Annotated in this window: 22 protein-coding genes; 15 read left to right on the top strand and 7 right to left on the bottom strand. The window is 70.2% G+C overall.

Going from position 1 to position 19,946, the window contains the following annotated elements; all coding sequences use genetic code 11:
* Window positions 1–172: 172 nt before the first annotated feature.
* Complete coding sequence (gene mce, locus ACFVJX_RS23645) at window positions 173–601, bottom strand: methylmalonyl-CoA epimerase (RefSeq protein WP_384129398.1); 429 nt, start codon at window positions 599–601, stop codon at window positions 173–175.
* 293 nt (window positions 602–894) lie between these two features.
* On the opposite strand from mce, the gene ACFVJX_RS23650 reads away from it, so the two are divergent.
* Both ACFVJX_RS23650 and meaB read left to right on the top strand, forming a co-directional pair.
* The gene (locus ACFVJX_RS23650; RefSeq protein WP_384129396.1) at window positions 895–2,097 is read left to right on the top strand and encodes an acetyl-CoA C-acetyltransferase; all 1,203 of its coding nucleotides are present in this window, start codon (window positions 895–897) and stop codon (window positions 2,095–2,097) included.
* Window positions 2,098–2,146: 49 nt separating this feature from the next.
* Entirely contained in the window at window positions 2,147–3,106 is a 960-nt protein-coding gene (meaB, locus tag ACFVJX_RS23655; RefSeq protein WP_384129393.1) for a methylmalonyl Co-A mutase-associated GTPase MeaB, read from the top strand.
* Window positions 3,107–3,207: 101 nt separating this feature from the next.
* Here the strand turns inward: meaB and ACFVJX_RS23660 are convergent, their stop codons facing one another.
* Entirely contained in the window at window positions 3,208–3,822 is a 615-nt protein-coding gene (locus ACFVJX_RS23660) for a PepSY domain-containing protein (RefSeq protein WP_384129390.1), read from the bottom strand.
* Window positions 3,823–3,938: 116 nt separating this feature from the next.
* Here ACFVJX_RS23660 and ACFVJX_RS23665 point away from each other — a divergent pair, with 116 nt between their 5' ends.
* Both ACFVJX_RS23665 and ACFVJX_RS23670 read left to right on the top strand, forming a co-directional pair.
* Window positions 3,939–4,598 carry a response regulator transcription factor gene (locus tag ACFVJX_RS23665; protein WP_384129388.1) on the top strand — a complete coding sequence of 220 codons (660 nt, stop codon included), beginning with the start codon at window positions 3,939–3,941 and terminating at the stop codon, window positions 4,596–4,598.
* Window positions 4,595–6,043, top strand: a complete 1,449-nt coding sequence (locus ACFVJX_RS23670; RefSeq protein WP_384129385.1) for a sensor histidine kinase — start codon at window positions 4,595–4,597, stop codon at window positions 6,041–6,043. Before ACFVJX_RS23665 ends, ACFVJX_RS23670 begins: the two co-directional genes overlap by 4 nt.
* Before the next feature lie 28 nt (window positions 6,044–6,071).
* Here the strand turns inward: ACFVJX_RS23670 and ACFVJX_RS23675 are convergent, their stop codons facing one another.
* The 4 genes from ACFVJX_RS23675 to ACFVJX_RS23690 form a co-directional block, all read right to left on the bottom strand.
* Window positions 6,072–6,542: a MarR family winged helix-turn-helix transcriptional regulator gene (locus ACFVJX_RS23675; RefSeq protein ID WP_384129382.1), complete on the bottom strand. Its 471-nt coding sequence runs from the start codon at window positions 6,540–6,542 to the stop codon at window positions 6,072–6,074.
* A 112-nt stretch (window positions 6,543–6,654) separates the two neighbouring features.
* Window positions 6,655–7,419, bottom strand: a complete 765-nt coding sequence (locus ACFVJX_RS23680; protein ID WP_384129379.1) for an AIM24 family protein — start codon at window positions 7,417–7,419, stop codon at window positions 6,655–6,657.
* Window positions 7,416–8,066, bottom strand: coding sequence for an AIM24 family protein (locus ACFVJX_RS23685; protein ID WP_384129376.1), 651 nt, complete (start codon window positions 8,064–8,066; stop codon window positions 7,416–7,418). The genes ACFVJX_RS23680 and ACFVJX_RS23685 overlap by 4 nt, the downstream gene beginning before the upstream one ends.
* Entirely contained in the window at window positions 8,066–8,698 is a 633-nt protein-coding gene (locus ACFVJX_RS23690) for an AIM24 family protein (RefSeq protein ID WP_384129552.1), read from the bottom strand. The genes ACFVJX_RS23685 and ACFVJX_RS23690 overlap by 1 nt, the downstream gene beginning before the upstream one ends.
* Window positions 8,699–8,887: 189 nt before the next feature.
* Here ACFVJX_RS23690 and ACFVJX_RS23695 point away from each other — a divergent pair, with 189 nt between their 5' ends.
* The 7 genes from ACFVJX_RS23695 (at window position 8,888) to ACFVJX_RS23725 (ending at window position 14,592) form a co-directional block, all read left to right on the top strand.
* Window positions 8,888–9,238: a DUF3817 domain-containing protein gene (locus ACFVJX_RS23695; protein WP_384129374.1), complete on the top strand. Its 351-nt coding sequence runs from the start codon at window positions 8,888–8,890 to the stop codon at window positions 9,236–9,238.
* Window positions 9,235–9,528, top strand: a complete 294-nt coding sequence (locus ACFVJX_RS23700) for an MTH1187 family thiamine-binding protein (RefSeq protein ID WP_384129372.1) — start codon at window positions 9,235–9,237, stop codon at window positions 9,526–9,528. The genes ACFVJX_RS23695 and ACFVJX_RS23700 overlap by 4 nt, the downstream gene beginning before the upstream one ends.
* Window positions 9,529–9,751: 223 nt before the next feature.
* Window positions 9,752–10,645: a siderophore-interacting protein gene (locus ACFVJX_RS23705; protein ID WP_384129368.1), complete on the top strand. Its 894-nt coding sequence runs from the start codon at window positions 9,752–9,754 to the stop codon at window positions 10,643–10,645.
* 93 nt (window positions 10,646–10,738) lie between these two features.
* Complete coding sequence (locus tag ACFVJX_RS23710; protein WP_384129365.1) at window positions 10,739–11,248, top strand: MarR family winged helix-turn-helix transcriptional regulator; 510 nt, start codon at window positions 10,739–10,741, stop codon at window positions 11,246–11,248.
* 65 nt (window positions 11,249–11,313) lie between these two features.
* Window positions 11,314–11,646: a DUF3817 domain-containing protein gene (locus ACFVJX_RS23715; RefSeq protein WP_384129362.1), complete on the top strand. Its 333-nt coding sequence runs from the start codon at window positions 11,314–11,316 to the stop codon at window positions 11,644–11,646.
* An 86-nt stretch (window positions 11,647–11,732) separates the two neighbouring features.
* On the top strand, window positions 11,733–13,433 hold the full coding sequence (locus ACFVJX_RS23720) for a methylmalonyl-CoA mutase (RefSeq protein ID WP_384129359.1): 1,701 nt from the start codon (window positions 11,733–11,735) through the stop codon (window positions 13,431–13,433).
* Between the two features lie 100 nt (window positions 13,434–13,533).
* Window positions 13,534–14,592, top strand: a complete 1,059-nt coding sequence (locus tag ACFVJX_RS23725; protein WP_384129356.1) for an alpha/beta fold hydrolase — start codon at window positions 13,534–13,536, stop codon at window positions 14,590–14,592.
* A 12-nt stretch (window positions 14,593–14,604) separates the two neighbouring features.
* Here ACFVJX_RS23725 and ACFVJX_RS23730 read toward each other — a convergent pair whose 3' ends face one another.
* Window positions 14,605–15,234, bottom strand: coding sequence for a TetR/AcrR family transcriptional regulator (locus ACFVJX_RS23730; protein ID WP_384129353.1), 630 nt, complete (start codon window positions 15,232–15,234; stop codon window positions 14,605–14,607).
* A 317-nt stretch (window positions 15,235–15,551) separates the two neighbouring features.
* On the opposite strand from ACFVJX_RS23730, the gene ACFVJX_RS23735 reads away from it, so the two are divergent.
* The 4 genes from ACFVJX_RS23735 (at window position 15,552) to ACFVJX_RS23750 (ending at window position 19,751) form a co-directional block, all read left to right on the top strand.
* On the top strand, window positions 15,552–16,532 hold the full coding sequence (locus tag ACFVJX_RS23735) for a tetratricopeptide repeat protein (RefSeq protein ID WP_384129351.1): 981 nt from the start codon (window positions 15,552–15,554) through the stop codon (window positions 16,530–16,532).
* A gap of 600 nt (window positions 16,533–17,132) precedes the next feature.
* Window positions 17,133–17,765 carry a DUF6230 family protein gene (locus tag ACFVJX_RS23740; protein WP_384129348.1) on the top strand — a complete coding sequence of 211 codons (633 nt, stop codon included), beginning with the start codon at window positions 17,133–17,135 and terminating at the stop codon, window positions 17,763–17,765.
* Between the two features lie 95 nt (window positions 17,766–17,860).
* A complete protein-coding gene (locus ACFVJX_RS23745; protein WP_384129345.1) occupies window positions 17,861–18,451 on the top strand; it encodes a DUF6114 domain-containing protein in 591 nt (196 codons plus the stop codon).
* Window positions 18,441–19,751 carry a hypothetical protein gene (locus tag ACFVJX_RS23750; RefSeq protein WP_384129342.1) on the top strand — a complete coding sequence of 437 codons (1,311 nt, stop codon included), beginning with the start codon at window positions 18,441–18,443 and terminating at the stop codon, window positions 19,749–19,751. Before ACFVJX_RS23745 ends, ACFVJX_RS23750 begins: the two co-directional genes overlap by 11 nt.
* The last annotated feature ends 195 nt before the right edge of the window (window positions 19,752–19,946 follow it).

Consider the following 19,946-nt stretch of genomic DNA (forward strand, 5'->3'; position numbering starts at 1 on the left):
CTGAGAAGGTGTTGTCCGGCTCCCGCTGGGCTCGGGACGCGGGGCAAGGCCACTCGCGGGGTTGCCGGAATGCCCGCATAGCCGCGCTATGCGGGCACCCCGGCGCCCTGCGACCGACCGCGCCGGACGCCCCGAGCCGCTCCAGCGGGGAGCCGGACAGCACCTTCCCCGGTCAGTGCTCCGTCCGGGACGTGACCAGCTCGGTCAGGACACCGTGGCAGTCCTTGGGGTGGAGGAAGGTGATCCGGGACCCCATCGATCCCGTCCTGGGCTCGTCGTACAGGACCCTGACGCCCTTGTCCCGGATGTCCGCGGCGTCCGCGTCGACGTCCGCCGTGCCGAAGGCGATGTGGTGCACGCCCTCACCGTTCTTGGCCAGCCATTTGCCGACGGCGGAGTCCTCGCGGGTCGGTTCCAGCAGCTGGAGGTAGGAGGCGCCGCCGTCCGACGTCTCATTGATCTTGAGCATGGCCTCCCGCACGCCCTGTTCCTCGTTGATCTCGGAGTGGAAGACCTCGAACCCGTAGGTCGAGCGGTAGAACTCGACGGTGGCGTCGAGGTCGAAACAGGCGATCCCGATGTGGTCGATTCGCGTCAGCATGGAACCAGTGCAGCGCTCCGCGGATGGTTACGCAACGTGCGCGCGATCACACCCGCTGCCGGATGACGGGCGCAGTACCGCTCAGTACATTCAAGCGGAGGGGCCCGCACACGAGGGGTGGAAGAAGGAGCGGGGCCGGTGCGTGCAGCTGTGAGGCGGAGGAGGGAGGCTCGGCGGAGCCGAGCCTCCCGACGACAACGCCGCAGATGTGGCGTGCCCGGCACTGTGACTCCGCCCCTCGTGTGCGGGCCCCTCCCACCCTCGTTCACTTCTAATCCAAGGGGCTGTGCCTCATGTCAGGAACGACCGGTACGACTTCCGTGATCGTCGCGGGCGCCCGTACGCCCATGGGCCGCCTGCTCGGCTCACTGAAGAGCTTCTCCGGAGCCGATCTCGGAGGCTTCGCCATCAAGGCGGCGCTGGACCGGGCCGGCATCGGCGGCGACCAGGTCGAGTACGTGATCATGGGCCAGGTGCTGCAGGCCGGGGCGGGGCAGATCCCGGCTCGGCAGGCCGCGGTCAAGGCGGGCATCCCGCTGAACGTCCCCGCGCTCACCGTGAACAAGGTCTGTCTCTCCGGGCTCGACGCCATCGCCCTGGCCGACCAGCTGATCCGCGCCGGTGAGTTCGACATCGTCGTGGCCGGCGGCCAGGAGTCCATGACGAACGCCCCGCACCTGCTCCCCAAGTCGCGTGAGGGCCACAAGTACGGCGCGATCGAGATGCTCGACTCGATGGCGCACGACGGCCTGACCGACGCCTACGAGAACATCCCGATGGGCGAGTCCACCGAGAAGCACAACACCCGCCTCGGACTGGACCGCGCGGCCCAGGACGAGATCGGCGCGCTCTCCCACCAGCGCGCCGCCGCCGCCCAGAAGAACGGCCTCTTCGAGGCGGAGATCACCCCGGTCGAGATCCCGCAGCGCAAGGGCGACCCGGTCCTCTTCGCCAAGGACGAGGGCATCCGCCCCGAGACGACCGCCGAGTCGCTCGGGAAGCTGCGCCCCGCCTTCGCCAAGGACGGCACGATCACCGCCGGCACCTCCTCGCAGATCTCCGACGGCGCCGCCGCGGTCGTCGTCATGAGCAAGGCCAAGGCCGAGGAGCTGGGCCTGGACTGGATCGCCGAGATCGGCGCCCACGGCAATGTGGCGGGCCCGGACAACTCGTTGCAGTCCCAGCCGTCCAACGCCATCCGGCACGCCCTCAAGAAGGAGGGCATCGGCGTCGAAGACCTCGACCTCATCGAGATCAACGAGGCCTTCGCCGCCGTCGCCGTCCAGTCCATGAAGGACCTCGGCGTCACCTCCGACAAGGTCAACGTCAACGGCGGCGCCATCGCGCTCGGTCACCCGATCGGGATGTCCGGCGCCCGGGTGGTGCTGCACCTGGCGCTGGAGCTGAAGCGGCGCGGCGGCGGCACCGGGGCGGCGGCGCTGTGCGGCGGCGGCGGCCAGGGCGATGCGCTGATCCTGCGCGTTCCGGGCAAGTAACACGTAGTACGCAGAACACGCAGCGGGCAAGCGAGGAAACGGAGCGGTGATGGTGGACGTCCCCACCTTGGTGGAGCAGGCCCGCGAGGGCAGGCCCCGGGCCGTGGCCCGGCTCATCTCCCTCGTGGAGGGGGCGTCGCCGCAGCTGCGAGAGGTGATGGCGGCGTTGGCACCGCTGGCGGGCAACGCCTACGTGGTCGGTCTGACCGGATCACCGGGTGTCGGCAAGTCGACATCGACATCGGCGCTCGTCTCCGCCTACCGGCGGCAGGGCAAGCGGGTCGCCGTACTCGCCGTCGACCCGTCCTCGCCGTTCTCCGGCGGCGCGCTCCTCGGTGACCGGGTCCGGATGTCGGACCACGCGTCCGACCCGGGCGTCTACATCCGCTCCATGGCGACCCGCGGACATCTGGGCGGCCTCGCCTGGTCGGCCCCGCAGGCGATCCGGGTGCTGGACGCGGCGGGCTGCGACGTGATCCTGGTGGAGACCGTGGGCGTCGGCCAGTCGGAGGTGGAGATCGCCTCCCAGGCCGACACCTCGGTCGTCCTCCTCGCTCCCGGCATGGGCGACGGCATCCAGGCGGCCAAGGCCGGAATCCTGGAGATCGGCGACGTGTACGTGGTCAACAAGGCCGACCGGGACGGTGCGGACGCCACCGCCCGCGAGCTCAACCACATGCTGGGCCTCGGGGAGTCCCGGGGGCCCGGCGACTGGCGGCCGCCGATCGTGAAGACGGTCGCCGCCCGGGGCGAGGGCATCGACGAGGTCGTCGAGGCACTGGAGAAGCACCGGGCGTGGATGGAGGAGCACGGCGTGCTCGGCGAGCGGCGCGCGTCCCGCGCCGCCCGCGAGGTCGAGACGATCGCCGTCACCCGGCTCCGGGAACGCATCGGGAACCTGCACGGCGACCGCCGCCTCGGCGCGCTCGCCGAACGCATCGTGGCGGGCCGGCTCGACCCGTACGCGGCTGCGGACGAACTGGTCGCCGGGCTCACCGGGGAGGCCTGAGCCTCCACCGGCCCCCGGTGCGGCGTGCGGGCCGCACCAGGGGCCGGTGGAGGCACTGCCCGCCGCCGTCCTCCCGGCCGGCACGGTGTCGGCGGCCGGACTCAGTCGTCGTCCCCGTCGTCCCCGTGGCCGTCTTCCGACCGGTCCACCGTGACCTCGGCCGTCTTCGCGTCCACGTTCAGCTCGTGCTTCCGGCCGTCATCGCCCCGGACGTCGACCTCCCAGCGCACGGTACGGCCGGTGCGGCCGTCGGGGTCGTCCAGTTCGACCGACGTGACCGTCCCCGGAACGGAGCCGAGCGCGGCGGCGACCGCCTCGTCGAGCGTGACCGGGGTAGTCCGGGGCGCGTGCCGGTCCCCGTCGTCGTCCCTGTCGACGCGCTTGCCGAGCACCTTGCCGTCGCCCGGGTCCACCGTCACGTCGTGCCAGGCCCTGTCGGAGCCGTACACATCGAGCTCCCAGACGAGCCCGCCGTCCTCGTCGTCCAGCTCGGCCTCGGTCACCGTGCCCGGGACGGCCCCGGCGGCGGCCCTGACCGCGTCACCGACCGTGACCCGGGCGTTGGCGGTGCCCCTGCCCGCCGCGCTGCTTCCGGTGGTGGCCGTACGGGCGTCACCGCCGTGGCCGTCGTCGTCCGCGAGGGCGACGGCCGTCGCGGCTCCGCCGCCGACGAGCACGGCAGCGGTGACGGCGGCGATGATGATCTTTCGCTTCATGAGGGTTCCTCCCCGATCGGGCCGGTTGCGATGGGGTCCACACTGCCGAGGGGATGCTGAACCCAGCCTGAAGCCACCTGAAGCCGTCTTCAGCTTCGGTTTGCGAGGCTGTGCGCATGCGCCTGTTGATCGTGGAGGACGAGAAGCGGCTGGCGATCTCCCTGGCCCGGGGGCTCACCGCCGAGGGATTCGCCGTGGACGTCGTGCACGACGGGCTCGAAGGGCTGCACCGGGCCTCCGACGGCGCCTACGACCTCCTCGTCCTCGACATCATGCTGCCGGGGATGAACGGCTACCGGGTCTGCGCCGCCCTGCGCGCCGCCGGCCACGAGGTGCCCATCCTGATGCTGACGGCGAAGGACGGGGAGTACGACGAGGCGGAGGGGCTCGACACCGGCGCCGACGACTACCTGACCAAGCCGTTCAGCTACGTGGTGCTGGTCGCCCGGGTCCGCGCGCTGCTGCGCCGACGGACCGGGCCGGCCTCGCCGGTGGTCACCGTCGGCTCGCTGCGGATGGACACCGCGGCCCGCCGCGTCCACCTCGGCGAGAGCGAGGTCGCCCTGACCGCCAAGGAGTTCGCGGTGCTCGAACAGCTCGCGCTGCGGGCCGGCCAGGTGGTGAGCAAGGCGGAGATCCTGGAGCACGTCTGGGACTTCGCCTACGACGGGGACCCGAACATCGTCGAGGTGTACGTGAGCACTCTGCGCCGCAAGCTCGGCGCGGCCGCCATCCGGACGGTGCGCGGCGCAGGCTACCGGCTGGAGGCCCGGTGAGATCCGTACGGGCCAGGGCGGCGCTCGGTGCCACGGTGGTGGTCGCCCTCGCGCTCGTCGCCGCCGGGCTCGCCGTCCTGCTGGTCCTGCGCGCCAACCTGACCGATCAGGCGGGTCTCCAGGCCGAGGTGGCCGCCCGGGAGACCGCCGGGCAGCTGGCCCTCGACGTCCCGTACGACAGGCTGGATACGGGCGACGAGGAGGACCATCCGGTCCAGGTCACCGATGAGGACGGCCGGGTGGTGGCCGTCTCCGAGGACCTGGAGGCGATATCCGGGACCGGCACGGACCGGGTCACCCCGCGGCCCCCGGCTGAGCCATCGGCAGCGGGTGACGAGGACGGCCACGGGGACGGCCACGGGGACGACGACGATGACGACGGGGCCGCCGACCCCGGCCGGGGCGAAGTCTCCACCGACGAACCGGACTTCAGCAACGGCACAGCCACGGTCGACGGCGACACGGCCGACTACCGGTTCGCCTCCGTCGAGGCGACCGACGGCAACGGGCTGACCCTGACCGTCCACGCGGGCGCACCGCTCGCCGCGGAGCAGCGGGCCGTCGCCAGTGTGCGCGGCGCGATGCTGACCGGGCTGCCGGTCGTGCTGCTCGTCGTCGCCGGGGTGACCTGGCTGGTGACCCGGCGGGCGCTGCGGCCCGTCGAGGGCATCCGGCGCGAGATGGCGGCGATCACCGCGTCCGAGGATCTGGGCAGGCGGGTGCCGGAGCCCGGTTCGCGCGACGAGATCGCCCGGCTGGCCCGTACGACCAACGAGACGCTCACCGCTCTGGAGGCCTCGGTCGACCGTCAGCGGCGCTTCGTCGCGGACGCCTCGCACGAACTGCGCAGCCCGATCGCCTCGCTGCGCACCCAGCTGGAGGTGGGCGCCGCGCATCCGGAGCTGCTGGACGTGCCGGGCGCGGTGGCCGACACCGTACGGCTCCAGGCGCTGGCCGCCGATCTGCTGCTGCTGGCCCGGCTGGACGCGGGGGAGCGGCCCGGCAGGGCGCGGCTCGACCTCGGCGCGCTGGTCCACGAGGAGGTCTCGCAGCGCACCGGCGACCGGATACCGGTGACGGTGGCCGTGCCGGAAGCGGGGGGTTTCGAGGTGACCGGCTCACGTGGTCAGCTGGCCCGGGTGATCGGCAATCTGCTGGACAACGCGGAGCGCCACGCGGCGGGTTCGGTGTCCGTCGCGGTGCGCGCGGAAGCGGGCGGCGTGGTCGTGGCGGTCACCGACGACGGGGCCGGAGTGCCGGAGCCGGAGCGCGAGCGGATCTTCGAACGCTTCGTGCGCCTGGACGATGCCCGCGCCCGGGACGAGGGCGGGGCCGGTCTCGGCCTCGCCATCGCCCGTGATGTGGCCACCCGGCACGGGGGCCGGCTGACCGTGGCAGGGGAGCGCGGCGCCCGGTTCGAGCTCTGGCTGCCGGGCTCGGGCTGAGCGCCGCCCCTGACGTGTGGTGCCCGGATCAGCCGCGGTGCCCGCGCAGATGGTCGGCGACCGGGGCCAGGGCCGCGTGCAGTTGCCCCAGCGCCTCCGGTGTCAGCAGGTCCATGAAGTGCCTGCGCACCGACGCCACGTGGTGCGGCGCCACCTTGCGCATCGTCTCCGCACCGGTCTCGGTGAGGACCGCGTACAGCCCCCGTCGGTCCGACTCGCAGTTCTCCCTGCGGACCAGTCCTGCGCTCTCCATGCGGGTGATCTGGTGCGAGAGCCTGCTCTTGGACTGCAGCGTGGCAGTGGCGAGATCACTCATCCGCAGGCGCTGGTCGTCCGACTCCGAGAGGTTTACGAGGATCTCGTAGTCGTTGTTGGTCAGGCCGAACGGCTGGAGGTCCCTCTCCAACTGGTGCATCAGCAGCCTGCTGACATCCAGGTGGGTGCGCCAGGCGCACTGCTCCGCGTCGCTCAGCCAGCGGGTGGCCGTCTCGGTCTCCATATATGGATTCTACCTAAGAAGTTGAAATCCGGACTAAGTCAGTCGGTGTGACGCCCGGCACGCGCTCAGGGGCCGGTGCGGACGTTCGGCGTCACACTCCGCAGACTACCGTTCACAAACCGAAGCGCCGCTGGAGGTCCCCCGGCCGACCGGGGGAGCGGGGGGTGGACCCAGGTTGACCGCCGCCACCCGGAACGCCCGGCTGCTGCGGCACCGCCCCCGTCGACTGCTCGGCCATCAGCACCTCGGTCGACTGGAGCAGCACCGTACCCGCGCCCACGAACTCGAACTGGTGCTCCTCGCCCGACGCGCCGCCGATCCCGGTGAGCGCCCGCAGGCCGCCCAGCACACCGGCCATGTAGCCGTGGTCGTAGTGGTGGCACGGCGAGGGGCAGTCCGCCCAGCCCACCAGCGCCTGCGGATCGACCCGCAGCGGCGGCTCCATGAAGACCACGGGACCGTTGGACGCGGCGACGAACTTGCCCGTGCCGATCAGCGTCAGGAAACCCGGCACGATCGACTGCTTCAGCGCCAGCGTCGGCTGGTAGGCCAGCAGGTTGCCGGACCGGATCGTGAGGTTCCCGTCATCCAGGTCGTAGGAGTTCACGTCGAAGGCCCGGTCCGCGAGCAGCATCTTCCCGCTGCCCTCGGCCACCACCCAGTCGCTCGCGTGCAGCGGCGAGTGGAAGCTCGTACGGACCAGCCGTTCGAACCGGCCGTGTCCGATGCCGTTGAACTCGATCCGCCCGTAATAGGCGATCATCTTGCCCTTCTGCAGGAACCACTGGCCCCCCTTGAGCTCCACGCAGAAGGTGTACGAGTTGACGTTGTCGTCCGACGGAAGCGTCATCGGGTCGAAAACCACCGGCGTGCTCACAGCTTCTCCTCCGATGCCTGGACGTACACCGCACCATTGCCGCTGAGCTCCAGCTGGAACCCCTCGCCGGAGCCGCGCCCCACCATCTCGCGCCAGCCGAGCGCGGTGGAGAGCTTGTTGCGCACATCGCCGTGGTGGGCGACGTACGCCTGCGGGTCCACATGCACATCGCGGCCCGGCGCGATCGGCAGCTCGATCACCCCGCCGTGCGCCATCACCGCCACCGCCCCGTGCCCCTTGAGCGTCGTGGTGAACAGGCCCTGCCCGGTCACCTGGCCGCGCACCATGCCCATCACCCCGCCCTGCGAGCCCATGAACATCGTGCCCTGCTGGAGTGCCCCGTCGAAGGCGAGCAGCCGGTCCGCCTCCACATAGAGGGTGTCCCCGGCCAGATTGATCACCTGGATGTGGTGACCGCCGTGGCCGAACATCACGGTGCCGTTGCCCTCGACCGTCATCAGCGGCGTCGCCTCGTTCGCCATCCGGCGGCCGATCATCGACATCACCCCGCCCTGACCGCCCTGGATGTTCGGGGTGAACGACACCTCGCCCCGGTAGGCCAGCATCGCGCCGCGCTGGCTGAACATCTTCTGGCCGGGGACCACCGTGGCCTCGACCATCTTCGAGTTGATCTCACGGAATGGCATCAGACATCGCCCCCGATCGTGTTCCGCTCGCTGGGCTGGACGTAGACGAGGCCCTCGCCCTCGAAGCGGATCTGGAAGGACTCGCCCGATCCCTCGCCCATCAGCGTCCGGAAGTTCACCCCGGACTGGAAGTGCTGCTGGAGGTTGCCCTGGTGGGCGATGTAGGCGCCCGGGTCGACGAAGAGCGGGTACTGGGCGGAGACCCGCAGCACCACCGCCGAGCCGTCCGACATGATCGCCGCCTGGCCGGTTCCCTCGACCGTGGTGGTGAACAGGCCGTTGCCCGTCGCCCCGCCGCGCAGCCCGGTGAAGGTGGTGCCGGTGCGCAGACCGGCGTCGGTGCAGAGCAGGTTGCTCGCCTCGACGTACAGCTTCTCGCCGCGCAGCGAGACGAGGCTGATCTCGCTCGCGCGGTCGGCGAAGAAGCAGGTGCCCTGCCCCTTCACCTCCATCACGGCCATCTGCTCGCCGGTCAGCCGGCGGGTCACCATGCCTCGCAGACCGTCACCGCCACCGGTCATCTTCTTGAACGTCATCCGGCCGTCGTAAGCGACCATCGAGCCGTTCTTCGCCTTGACGGCGTCGTCCGTCAGATCGACGGCGAGCGTCTTGCTGCCTTGGAGCCGGAACATTGCCACCCTGCGACGGTAGCCGCAGGGAAACGAACCCGGAAGGTGATCCGGAAGGCGATTGGGGACAAGGAGTGTCCGAAGGGCCCGAAACGGCCCCCGCCACTCGGCCGGCCCGGGGGCGGTGCCACAATGGTCGCGCTTGTGCCTGCGTTCACAAGCCGTCGCCGTCCTCCCACCGAAGGTGCCCCCGTGGACATCAAGACCGCTACCGCCCTGCACCGGCTGCGCCTCATCTCGGTTCCCGAGGCGCTCTCCTTCCCCGCGCTGATCATCTTCGGCTCGGTCCTGAGCCGGATCTCCGACATCGACTTCCTGATGATGCCGCTCGGCATGCTGCACGGTGTGCTCTTCGTGATCTACGTCGTCCTGCTGCTGGACGTGTGGTCCAAGACTAAGTGGCCGCTCAAGCGCGTCGCGTTCTTCTTCCTGCTCTGCGTGCTGCCCTTCGGCGGCCTGTACGGCGACAAGGTGCTCAAGCGCTACGAGGCCGACGGTGTCATCGCCGCCCGGGCCCGCCGGGAAGGTACGGTCAGCGCATGATCGTCGCCTTCTCCGTCAGTCCGCTGGGTGTCGGCGAGGACGTCGGCGAGTACGTCGCCGACGCCGTCCGGGTCGTCCGGGAGTCGGGGCTGCCCAACCGCACGGACGCCATGTTCACCTCCGTCGAAGGTGAGTGGGACGAGGTGATGGACGTCGTCAAGCGCGCCGTCGCCGCCGTCGAGGCGCGGGCCGGACGGGTCTCCCTCGTCCTGAAGGCCGATATCCGCCCCGGTGTGACCGACGGTCTGACCTCCAAGGTCGACACGGTCGAGCGGTACCTCGCCGGCTGAACCACCCCTGCTCGCAACGCCCCCGCCCTTCCGGGATCCACCGGAAGGGCGGGGGCGTTCCGTCGGTCTGGTTAGGCTAACCTAAGTGCATGCTGCGACGGCTCCTCGGGCGCGTCATCCGCGGACGTACGGGTGTGACCGTGGCACATCGCCCGGAACGGGCGCGTGACGCGGACCCGCGCCCTCGTCCGCACGCGCACCGGCACACGAAGGAGCAGCACCCATGACCATTCACCGCGCCGTGGTGGCCCGCGTCCGGCCGCTCACCACGACCATGGCCCGCATCACGTTCCACGGCGAGGGTCTCGCCGCGTTCGCCTCCACGGGCGTCGGCGACGAGTACGTCCGCCTGTTCTTCCCGCACGGCCCCGACCGCACCGACGTCTCCCTGCCCGACGCGACGGACAACGGCGGCTGGCGGACCCCCGAGGGGCGGCCCGAGGCCCCCGTGCGCAACTACACCATCCGGTCCGTACGCCCGGAGGCCGACGAGGTCGACATCGACTTCGTGCTGCACGGCCACGGAACGGCGTCCGGATGGGCCGCCGCGGCCCGCCCCGGCGACGTGATCGGCCTCAACACCCCGACCGGCCTCTACAGCCCCCCTGCCGACCTCGCCTGGCAGGTCCTGGTCTCCGACCTGAGCGGCCTGCCCGCTGTCGGACGCCTCATCGAGAACACCCCCGACGACGTCACGACCCGGGCCGTCCTCGAGGTCGCCGGCCCGTCCTGCGTCCAGCCGCTCCCGGACCGGCCCGGTGTCCGGTCGACCTGGACGTACGGCGGCAACGGCCACGGCCCCAGCCGGCTGGCCGAACTGGTCGCCGCCGCGATCCCGCCCGGCACGGACCTGACCGGTGGTTACGTATGGGTCGCCGGCCAGACGAACGCCCTGCGCGACGTACGCCGCTACCTGCGCAAGGAGCTGAAGCTCTCCGCCGAGCGCTACAAGGTCGTCGGCTACTGGATTCCGGGCAGCGACACCTGGACCAAGCGGTACGAGGCGCTGCCCGCCGCCGTGCGGTCCGAGCTGAGCGGCATGTGGGACAACCCGTCCGAGGAGTCCGAGGACCTCACCATCCGTTACGAGGACCGCCTCAGCAGACTCGGTCTGTGACCGAGGCGCGCCGCACCGTACCCACTCACCGCGTTCGGACCGAAGTTCGAGACGGGGCGGACCAGCATGTGACCAGTGGGTAAGGTCGATGCCGTGCCGAAGCCGCTCAGTCTCCCCTTCGATCCCATCGCCCGCGCCGACGAACTCTGGCAGCAGCGCTGGGGCCCGGTGCCCTCCATGGGTGCGATCACCTCGATCATGCGGGCCCACCAGATCCTGCTGGGGGAGGTCGACGCGGTCGTCAAACCCTACGGACTGACCTTCGCGCGGTACGAGGCGCTGGTCCTGCTCACCTTCTCCAAGGCCGGTGAGCTGCCGATGTCCAAGATCGGCGAGCGGCTGATGGTCCACCCCACCTCCGTCACGAACACCGTGGACCGGCTGGTGCGCTCCGGCCTGGTGGACAAGCGCCCCAATCCCAACGACGGCCGCGGCACCCTCGCCTCGATCACGGACAAGGGCCGTGAGGTCGTCGAGGCCGCCACGGAGGACCTGGTCGCGATGGAGTTCGGGCTCGGGGCGTACGACGCCGAGGAGTGCGGCGAGATCTTCGCGCTGCTGCGGCCGCTGCGGGTGGCGGCCCAGGACTTCGAGGAGATCTGAGAGACGGGATTCCGGGGCCCGGCCCGCTGCAAGATCGCCCCGGACGTCCGGTTAGGCTCGATGTCATGAAACGCAGCGTGCTGACCCGGTACCGGGTGATGGCCTATGTCACCGCCGTCATGTTGCTGGTGCTCTGCACCTGCATGATCTTCAAGTACGGCTTCGACACCGGCGAGGGTCTGACGCTCGTCGTCTCGCAGATCCACGGCGTGCTGTACATCATCTACCTGATCTTCGCCTTCGACCTGGGGTCCAAGGCGAAGTGGCCGATGGGCAAGCTGCTGTGGGTGCTGATCGCCGGCACGATCCCGACGGCCGCGTTCTTCGTCGAGCGCAAGGTCGTCCGTGAGGTCGAGCCGCTGCTCACGGACGCCGCCCCGGTGCCCGCGAAGGCCTGAGCCGAACCTGATCCGAACCGCCCCGTGCGAAGCGCCGGGCGGTTTGCCATCGACATTTACTAGGACGTCCTAGTAAATTCGTAGGTATGGACGCTGACGCGATCGAGGAAGGCCGCCAACGCTGGCAGGCCCGTTACGACAAGGCCCGCAAGCGTGACGCGGACTTCACCACGCTCTCCGGGGACCCGGTCGAGCCCGCGTACGGCCCCCGGCCCGGGGACTCGTACGAGGGGTTCGAGCGGATCGGCTGGCCCGGCGAGTACCCCTTCACCCGGGGGCTCCACCCGACCGGCTACCGGGGCCGCACCTGGACCATCCGCCAGTTCGCCGGCTTCGGCAACGCCGAGCAGACCAACGAGCGCTACAAGATGATCCTGGCCGCGGGCGGCGGCGGCCTCAGTGTCGCCTTCGACATGCCGACGCTGATGGGCCGCGACTCGGACGACCCCCGCGCGCTCGGTGAGGTCGGCCACTGCGGGGTCGCCATCGACTCCGCCGCCGACATGGAGGTCCTCTTCGGGGACATCCCGCTCGGTGACGTCACGACGTCGATGACGATCAGCGGTCCGGCCGTGCCCGTGTTCTGCATGTACCTGGTCGCGGCCGAGCGCCAGGGCATCGACCCGGCCGTGCTCAACGGCACGCTCCAGACGGACATCTTCAAGGAGTACATCGCGCAGAAGGAGTGGCTCTTCCAGCCCGAGCCCCATCTGCGTCTCATCGGCGACCTGATGGAGCACTGCGCCCGCGACATCCCCGCCTACAAGCCGCTCTCCGTCTCCGGCTACCACATCCGCGAGGCCGGGGCCACGGCCGCGCAGGAGCTGGCGTACACGCTCGCCGACGGCTTCGGCTACGTCGAGCTCGGTCTCTCCCGCGGGCTCGACGTGGACACCTTCGCACCGGGCCTCTCCTTCTTCTTCGACGCCCACCTGGACTTCTTCGAGGAGATCGCCAAGTTCCGCGCGGCCCGCCGGATCTGGGCCCGCTGGATGAAGGAGACCTACGGCGCGAAGACCGACAAGGCGCAGTGGCTCCGCTTCCACACCCAGACCGCGGGGGTCTCGCTCACCGCCCAGCAGCCGTACAACAACGTCGTGCGGACCGCGGTCGAGGCGCTCTCCGCCGTACTCGGCGGCACCAACTCCCTGCACACCAACGCCCTCGACGAGACCCTCGCGCTCCCTTCGGAGCAGGCCGCGGAGATCGCGCTGCGCACCCAGCAGGTGCTGATGGAGGAGACCGGCGTCGCCAACGTCGCCGATCCGCTGGGCGGTTCCTGGTACGTGGAGCAGCTCACCGACCGGATCGAGGCGGACGCCGAGAAGATCTTCGAGCAGATCAGGGAGCGTGGCACCCGGGCCCACCCGGACGGGCAGCACCCGATCGGGCCGATGACCTCCGGCATCCTGCGCGGGATCGAGGACGGCTGGTTCACCGGCGAGATCGCCGAATCCGCCTTCCGCTACCAGCAGTCGCTGGAGAAGGGCGACAAGCGGGTCGTCGGCGTCAACGTCCACCACGGCTCGGTGACCGGGGATCTGGAGATCCTTCGGGTCAGCCACGAGGTCGAGCGCGACCAGGTCCGCGAGCTCGGCAGCCGCAAGGCGGGCCGCGACGACGCCCGGGTGACGGCCGCGCTGGACGCGATGCTGGCCGCCGCCCGGGACGGTTCCAACATGATCGCCCCGATGCTCGACGCGGTCCGGGCCGAGGCGACCCTCGGTGAGATCTGCGGGGTGCTCCGCGAGGAATGGGGCACCTACACGGAGCCGCCCGGCTTCTGACAGGTAGTTGGTAGTTACAGGTGTCACCTCCGGGGCCTCGGGTAGGCGCAGCCGCGATACTCGTACCCCCTGGAGGAACACCTTGAGACTGTCCGGGAGAATGACCGCGGCCGCGGGCGCCGCACTCGCCGTACTCGGGACACTGCTGGTCAGCGGTGTGACGGCGGTCGGGGCCGCACCGGCACCGAAGCCGAAGGTGCAGGACACCTTCGACTCGCTCGGCCCGGACGTGAAGGCGGCGAAACTCTCCACCGGCCGGACCGCGCACTACATCGACGAGGGACGCCGGGGCGGTACCCCGGTCCTCTACATCGGCGGCACCGGAACCAGCGCGCGGGCCGCGCACATGACGGACTTCTTCCGCTCCACCCGGGAGTCGTTCGGCCTCCGGCTGATCTCCGTGGAGCGCAACGGCTTCGGCGACACGGAGTACGACCCGTCCCTGGGCAAGGCCGACTTCGCGAAGGACGCCCTGGAGGTCCTGGACCGGATCGGCGTCAAGAAGGTCTCGGTGATCGCGATCTCCGGCGGCGGACCGTACGCCGCGGAGCTGGCCGCCCGCGCCCCGGGCCGTGTCAAGGCCCTCCATCTGGCCGCCGCACTCCCGCCGTACGGCGAGAAGGCCGCCTACTGCGGTCTGAGCGACGACGAGCTCACCGACGCAGTCAAGGACTCGATCGCCGATCCGCGCTCCTGGTGGGCCTTCCCGGACGACAGTGCCGTCAAGTCCATCCCGGGCTTCGCCGACACCGCGTACGAGGAGGGTGCCCGTACGTACAACCAGCGCGGCCAGAAGTCCGATCCGGCCCCGCAGGTGCACGAGCAGCGGCTCTACTGCGAGCGCCCGGGGCCCGACCTGTCGAAGGTGAAGGCGCCCGTCTACCTGTACGGCGGCGAGAAGGACACCACCGTGCCACCGGCCACCCTCGCCACCTGGCGCGCGGCGCTGCCGGTCGAGCCGGTGGTCCGTACGTACGCCGACTCAGGTCACGACGTCCAGTACCGCCACTGGGACCAGATCCTGGTCGACCTGGCCGGGCAGGGGGACAGGACCGTGGTCTGCCACGACGACCACACCGAGCTGATGGCGCCGGAGCGGGCGGACCGCCTGGTCTCCGCGGGCAGGGCCACGCTGGGCAGTTGCGCCTGGCAGAAGTAGTCCGGGGGCGGGTCAGCCCGCGGCGGCGGCACCCAGGCCCGCGAGGAGCAGCAGGGTGAAGCGCCGGGCCCAGTCGGCATCGACGGGCTCGGCGCTCACCAGCGCGCGGTGCACCACCGCGCCCGCGATCACATCGAAGATCAGATCCGCCGTCAGGGCCGCGGTTGCCTCGTCCTGCTCGACGGGCAACTCGCCGCGCTCCTGGGCCCGTTGCCGGCCCTGGAGCACCAGCCGCTTCTGCCGGTCCACGATCGAGTCGCGGATCCGGGTCCGCAGCGCCTCGTCGCGGGTCGACTCCGCGACCACCGCCATCAGCGCGGTCTGGGTCTCCGGCCGCTCCAGCAGCGCGGCGAACTGGAGTACCACCGCCTGGACATCGGCGGACAGGCTGCCCAGATCCGGCAGCTCCAGCTCGTCGAAGAGGACGGCGACCGCGTCCACGACCAACTCGTTCTTGCCCGCCCAGCGCCGGTACAGCGTCGTCTTGGCGACCCCGGCCCGCGTCGCCACATCACCCATCGTCAGCTTCGACCAGCCGAGATCGACCAGCGAGGCTCTGGTCGCCTCGAGGATCGCCTCATCGGCCGCGGCATTGCGCGGACGTCCCGTTCGTGCGGGTTTGGGGTGGCTGTGGCTCAGCATGCCGTGACCATACCCGCCAGTAGCTAGAAGCGGCCGGTCCCGTTCACCGTGAGACAGATCACCGATTACTCCTGTGCATCAAGGGTGGGGGCCAGTTACGCTACGGGTCGTAGCGTAAGAACGGCGGCTCTGCCGTCGTGGCGCCACGACCGAACGACAGCCACAGGCGCCGGGTGGGGACCGGGTGCCGAACCGGGTCTTTCAGGGGCCCACGGGCCGTGTCTGTCCGTACACCTCGCACACCGGCGGGGGTCGCGGACGGGCGCGGTTCACGTATCGCTTTCCGGATCGGTGTGCCAAGGGGGGAGGATGTACGTATGCAGCCTAGGAACATGTCCATGAGCGGCGTCGTCGACCTCGCCGCGGTGAAGGCGGCCGGTGAGGCCAAGGTGAAGGCGGAGCAGGCCCGTGCCGAGTCCGCCCGGCAGGGTGGTCCCGCCGCCGTACCCCCTTCCTCCCTCGTGTTCGACGTCGACGAGGCGGGCTTCGAGAGCGACGTCCTGCAGCGCTCGGCCGAGGTCCCGGTCGTCATCGACTTCTGGGCCGAGTGGTGCGAGCCCTGTAAGCAGCTGGGCCCGCTCCTGGAGCGACTGGCCCATGAGTACAGCGGCCGCTTCGTGCTGGCCAAGGTCGATGTCGACGCCAACCAGATGCTGATGCAGCAGTTCGGCATCCAGGGCATCCCGGCGGTCTTCGCCGTCGTCGCCGGGCAGGCGCTCCCGCTCTTCCAGGGCGCGGCGCCCGAAGCCCAGATCCGCCAGACCCTGGACCAGCTGATCCAGGTGGGCGAGGAGCGTTTCGGGCTCACCGGCATCGTGGTGGACCAGGACGCGGCGGCCCCGGACGCGGCCGCGCAGGAGCCCGCGCCGGTACCCGCCGGCCCGTACGACGCCCTTCTGGAGGCGGCCGCGCAGGCGCTGGACGCCAATGACTTCGCGGGCGCCGTCCAGGCGTACAAGAACGTCCTCTCCGACGAGCCGGCCAACAGCGAGGCCAAGCTCGGCCTCGCCCAGGCGGAGCTCCTGGCCCGGGTCCAGAAGACGGACCCGCAGCAGGCCCGCAAGGACGCCGCCGAGAAGCCGGCCGATGTGCCTGCCCAGCTCGCCGCGGCCGACCTGGATCTGGTGGGCGGTCATGTCGAGGACGCGTTCGGCCGGCTCGTCGAGACGGTCCGCCGGACCTTCGGCGACGACCGGGACCGGGTGCGGGTGCGGCTGCTGGAGCTGTTCGAGGTGATCGGCCCCGACGATCCACGGGTCGGCGCCGCGCGAACCGCCCTCGCGCGCGTCTTGTTCTGATCTGACAACACGGCCGCGGCTCCCACCGGGAGTCGCGGCCGTTTTCGCGGCCGGGCGCTAAGTCATGCCCCCGCTTTACCAAATCTTGATAAAACGACCGGCTGTTACTCCGAGTAAATCGCACGCAGGGATCTGTCCGATTTCGAGCAGCAATGCCGTAGTTCGTCTGTAGGTCCGGGGCAACCCTGTGTGGCCGCTCGGTGTCGCCCGGTCGTGAGTGGGTTATCGGGCCGTTACCAGCGAGTAACGAACCCCCTTGTGTCACGGCCGCGAATGGACCACGATCGGCCACGCTCGGTCCAATAACGCCACTCCGGCAGCCAGTCGGTCGCGGCGGCTCTGTTGGGTCCCCACCGGGTGGGTCGGCGACAGTGGCGCCGACTCCGGACAGGGGGGTTCCTGCTCGACAGCAGGGCCTGTCCGAAGAGGTTGCGCGAACGCGTGGCCAGTGGTTGTCGCTCGGGGGTGATCGCCGGTGATTCGGGCGCGGTTCACGCCTCCGTATGCGGGCGCTCTCCTTTCCGAGGACGTAGCACTTCTCCCATCCCAGGTCCGGCAGGATGCCAGGCCGGAGATGTACGTCCGAGAAGGAGGATAAGAATGAGTTCCCAGGTTCGCGGTGGCACGAGATGGAAGCGTTTCGCTGTCGTCATGGTGCCGAGCGTCATAGCCACCGCCGCAGTCGGCGTCGGCCTCGCGCAGGGCGCACTCGCGGCGTCGTTCAGCGTGTCCGGCCAGGAGTTCAAGGTCAGCGCGGATTCGCTGGTCGGCAGCAACTTCGTGCAGTACGGCAGTGTGGCGACCGGCAAGGACCTCAAGGGCAAGGACCAAGCGGCCCCGGTCGCCGTGTCCGGGTTCAGCGAAGCCACCATCTCCAACATGTGCCAGTCGGTCGTCACGCCCGACCTGCCCTTCGGTCTCGGCAACGTGACGCTGGAGCTGAAGGCGGGGACCGGTAAGAGCAAGGTCTACGCCAAGGACATCTACCTGGATGTCTCGCAGCTCGACGCGGACGCCGAGTTCAGCAACATCGACATCGGTGTTGCCGCCGGTTCGCTGAAGGGCCCGGGCATCCAGCCCGGCACCCAGGCCAACCCCTACGGGTTCTCGCAGCGCGCCGAGAAGGCCACGCTGACGAAGGTTCACCAGCAGGCGTGGGCCACCACGGCCGGCACCTTCAAGCTTCCTGACCTGAAGCTGCGGCTCCACAAGGGCGTCAAGGAGTGCTACTAAGCACTCGCCCGGGTGGCCGGGGGCGTGCGCGTCGCGCTTCTGGCCACCCACCCTTCTCTTCTCACAGCAGTACCGGTTCCAGGGAGCTGTTTTCCATGAGCCCCGAATCCACAGGGCAGAACGAGCACTACCTCCGCGTCTACCGGCGACGCTTCCGCACCTGGCGGGGTAACCGGCCGTTCTGGGCGGGTCTGTTCACCATTCTCGGCGGCTTGCCCATCGCGTACTTCCCGTACGCGAACATGCACCTCGGCAATATGACGCTGGCCATGTCCACCACGGCGGGCGCCGGGTCGCTGATCATCGGCGTCCTGCTGATCACTCTCGGTCTGACCATGTGGTTCCACCACATAGTCAGGGTGTTCGCGGGCGTCGCCGCGATCCTGCTCGCACTGATATCGATCCCCGTCGCCAACATCGGCGGCTTCCTGATCGGCTTCCTGCTCGCCCTGCTCGGTGGCGCACTCTCCATCGCCTGGGCGCCGGGCGCTCCGCAGACGGACGAGGCGGCGCCGGCCGGGCAGGCACCCGCAGAGGGAGCACCGGAGGGCCTCTCGTTCGCGAAGGACGAGCAGACCGCCGAACACCCCGGGGGCGCCCTCTACGGGAGCGCTGTTCCCCAGCAGGAGCCGGCGCAGTACGACACGACAGTTGAGGTCGACGGCGGGAGGCATCGTGCGGGGTGACGACAATCAGGCGGACGCCGTGGGCGAGAGCGGGCTCCAGGAGCGAAGAGGGCCGCGCCACGCCGCCCCCAGGAAGTCGCTGCTGACGAAGCTCCACATGCCGGCGGGCAAGAAGGCGTTCGCGCTGGCCGCGATGCCGACCGCCGTGTTCGTCGGGATGGGCCTCACCCCGAAGCTGGCGATGGCCGACGACAGCTCGGACATCCCCTTCGCTCCAGGCCCGTGCGTGACCCGTTCCGACGAGCCGAGCGAGTCGCCGGAGCCGTCCGCGTCCGCGACGAAGTCGCCCTCGCCGTCCGCGAGCACCACCGACAAGGCCACGCCGGAGAAGAGCGACGGGGCCACCCCGAAGCCCTCGACCACGCCGTCGCCGAGTTCCACGGGCGACACGAAGGCCGACTCGACGAAGAAGAGCGACGACGCCGAGGCCGCGAAGCCGAGTGCGACTCCTTCACCCACCAAGTCGAAGAACCCCCTCGACCCGCTGGGACTCGGCGACGCGCTGAAGGACCTCTTCGACGGACCGGACAAGGAGACGGCCGAGCCGTCGCCGAGCGCCACCACCGCGACCCCGAAGCCGTCCGCCGACACCTCCGACAAGTCCGCCGGCAAGTCCTCCGACAAGGCGGCCGACAAGCCCGTCTCGAAGGTCACCGACGCGGCGAAGGACACGGCCGGCAAGACCGCCGACGCCATCCGCGAGGCGGCCGGCAAGGCGGGCAAGCCGGTCGAGGAGCTCGACGAGGACGTCAAGGGACTCGACCCCAAGAAGGACGAGGACATCCCGGACGGCGCCAAGCCCTCCTTCCCGTGCCCGACCGCCGACCCGAAGGCACTGGCCGCGGCCGATCTGGAGCAGGGCATCCCCCGCCTCCCGAACGACCCGTGGATCCTGGAGAGCTCGCTGCTCACCCTGAGCGGGCTCGACTACAAGGGCATCGTCGAGGTGGAGAAGGGCGACGGCAGCACGAAGAAGGTGCTGAAGTTCACCGCCTCATCCGTCGACATCAAGGACCTCCACCAGAAGACGGTCGGTCCGCAGTCGGGCGTCACCGGTCACGTGCAGGCGCGGAAGGGTTCCACCTCCACCATCCGCAACGGCACGGTGACGATGTACACGGAGGAGCTGAAGGGCAACCTCTTCGGCCTCATCCCGATCACGTTCAGCCCGGAGACCCCGCCGCCGATCAACGTGCCGTTCGCCTTCTTCACCAACGTGAAGGTGACGCAGGCAGGCCAGTTCGGCGGGACGCTCACGGTGCCGGGGCTGCAGAACTACTTCACCGGCAGCAACAGCTAGTCACAGACCCGTCCGGGAGCCGCAGGAACAGCCGCGGGCCGCACCTCTTCAGGGGGTGCGGCCCGCGGCTGTCCTCGCGACGGGACGGAGGAGGACAAACACCGTGAGCGACGTGGCGTCGCCCCGCGGGACGAGCGGCCGGCCGGTGCGGGCACAACCGCCGAGGGCGGCGCCCCGGGTAAAACCAAACCGGGC

The sequence above is a fragment of the Streptomyces sp. NPDC127177 genome (assembly GCF_042672475.1).
Classification (GTDB): domain Bacteria; phylum Actinomycetota; class Actinomycetes; order Streptomycetales; family Streptomycetaceae; genus Streptomyces.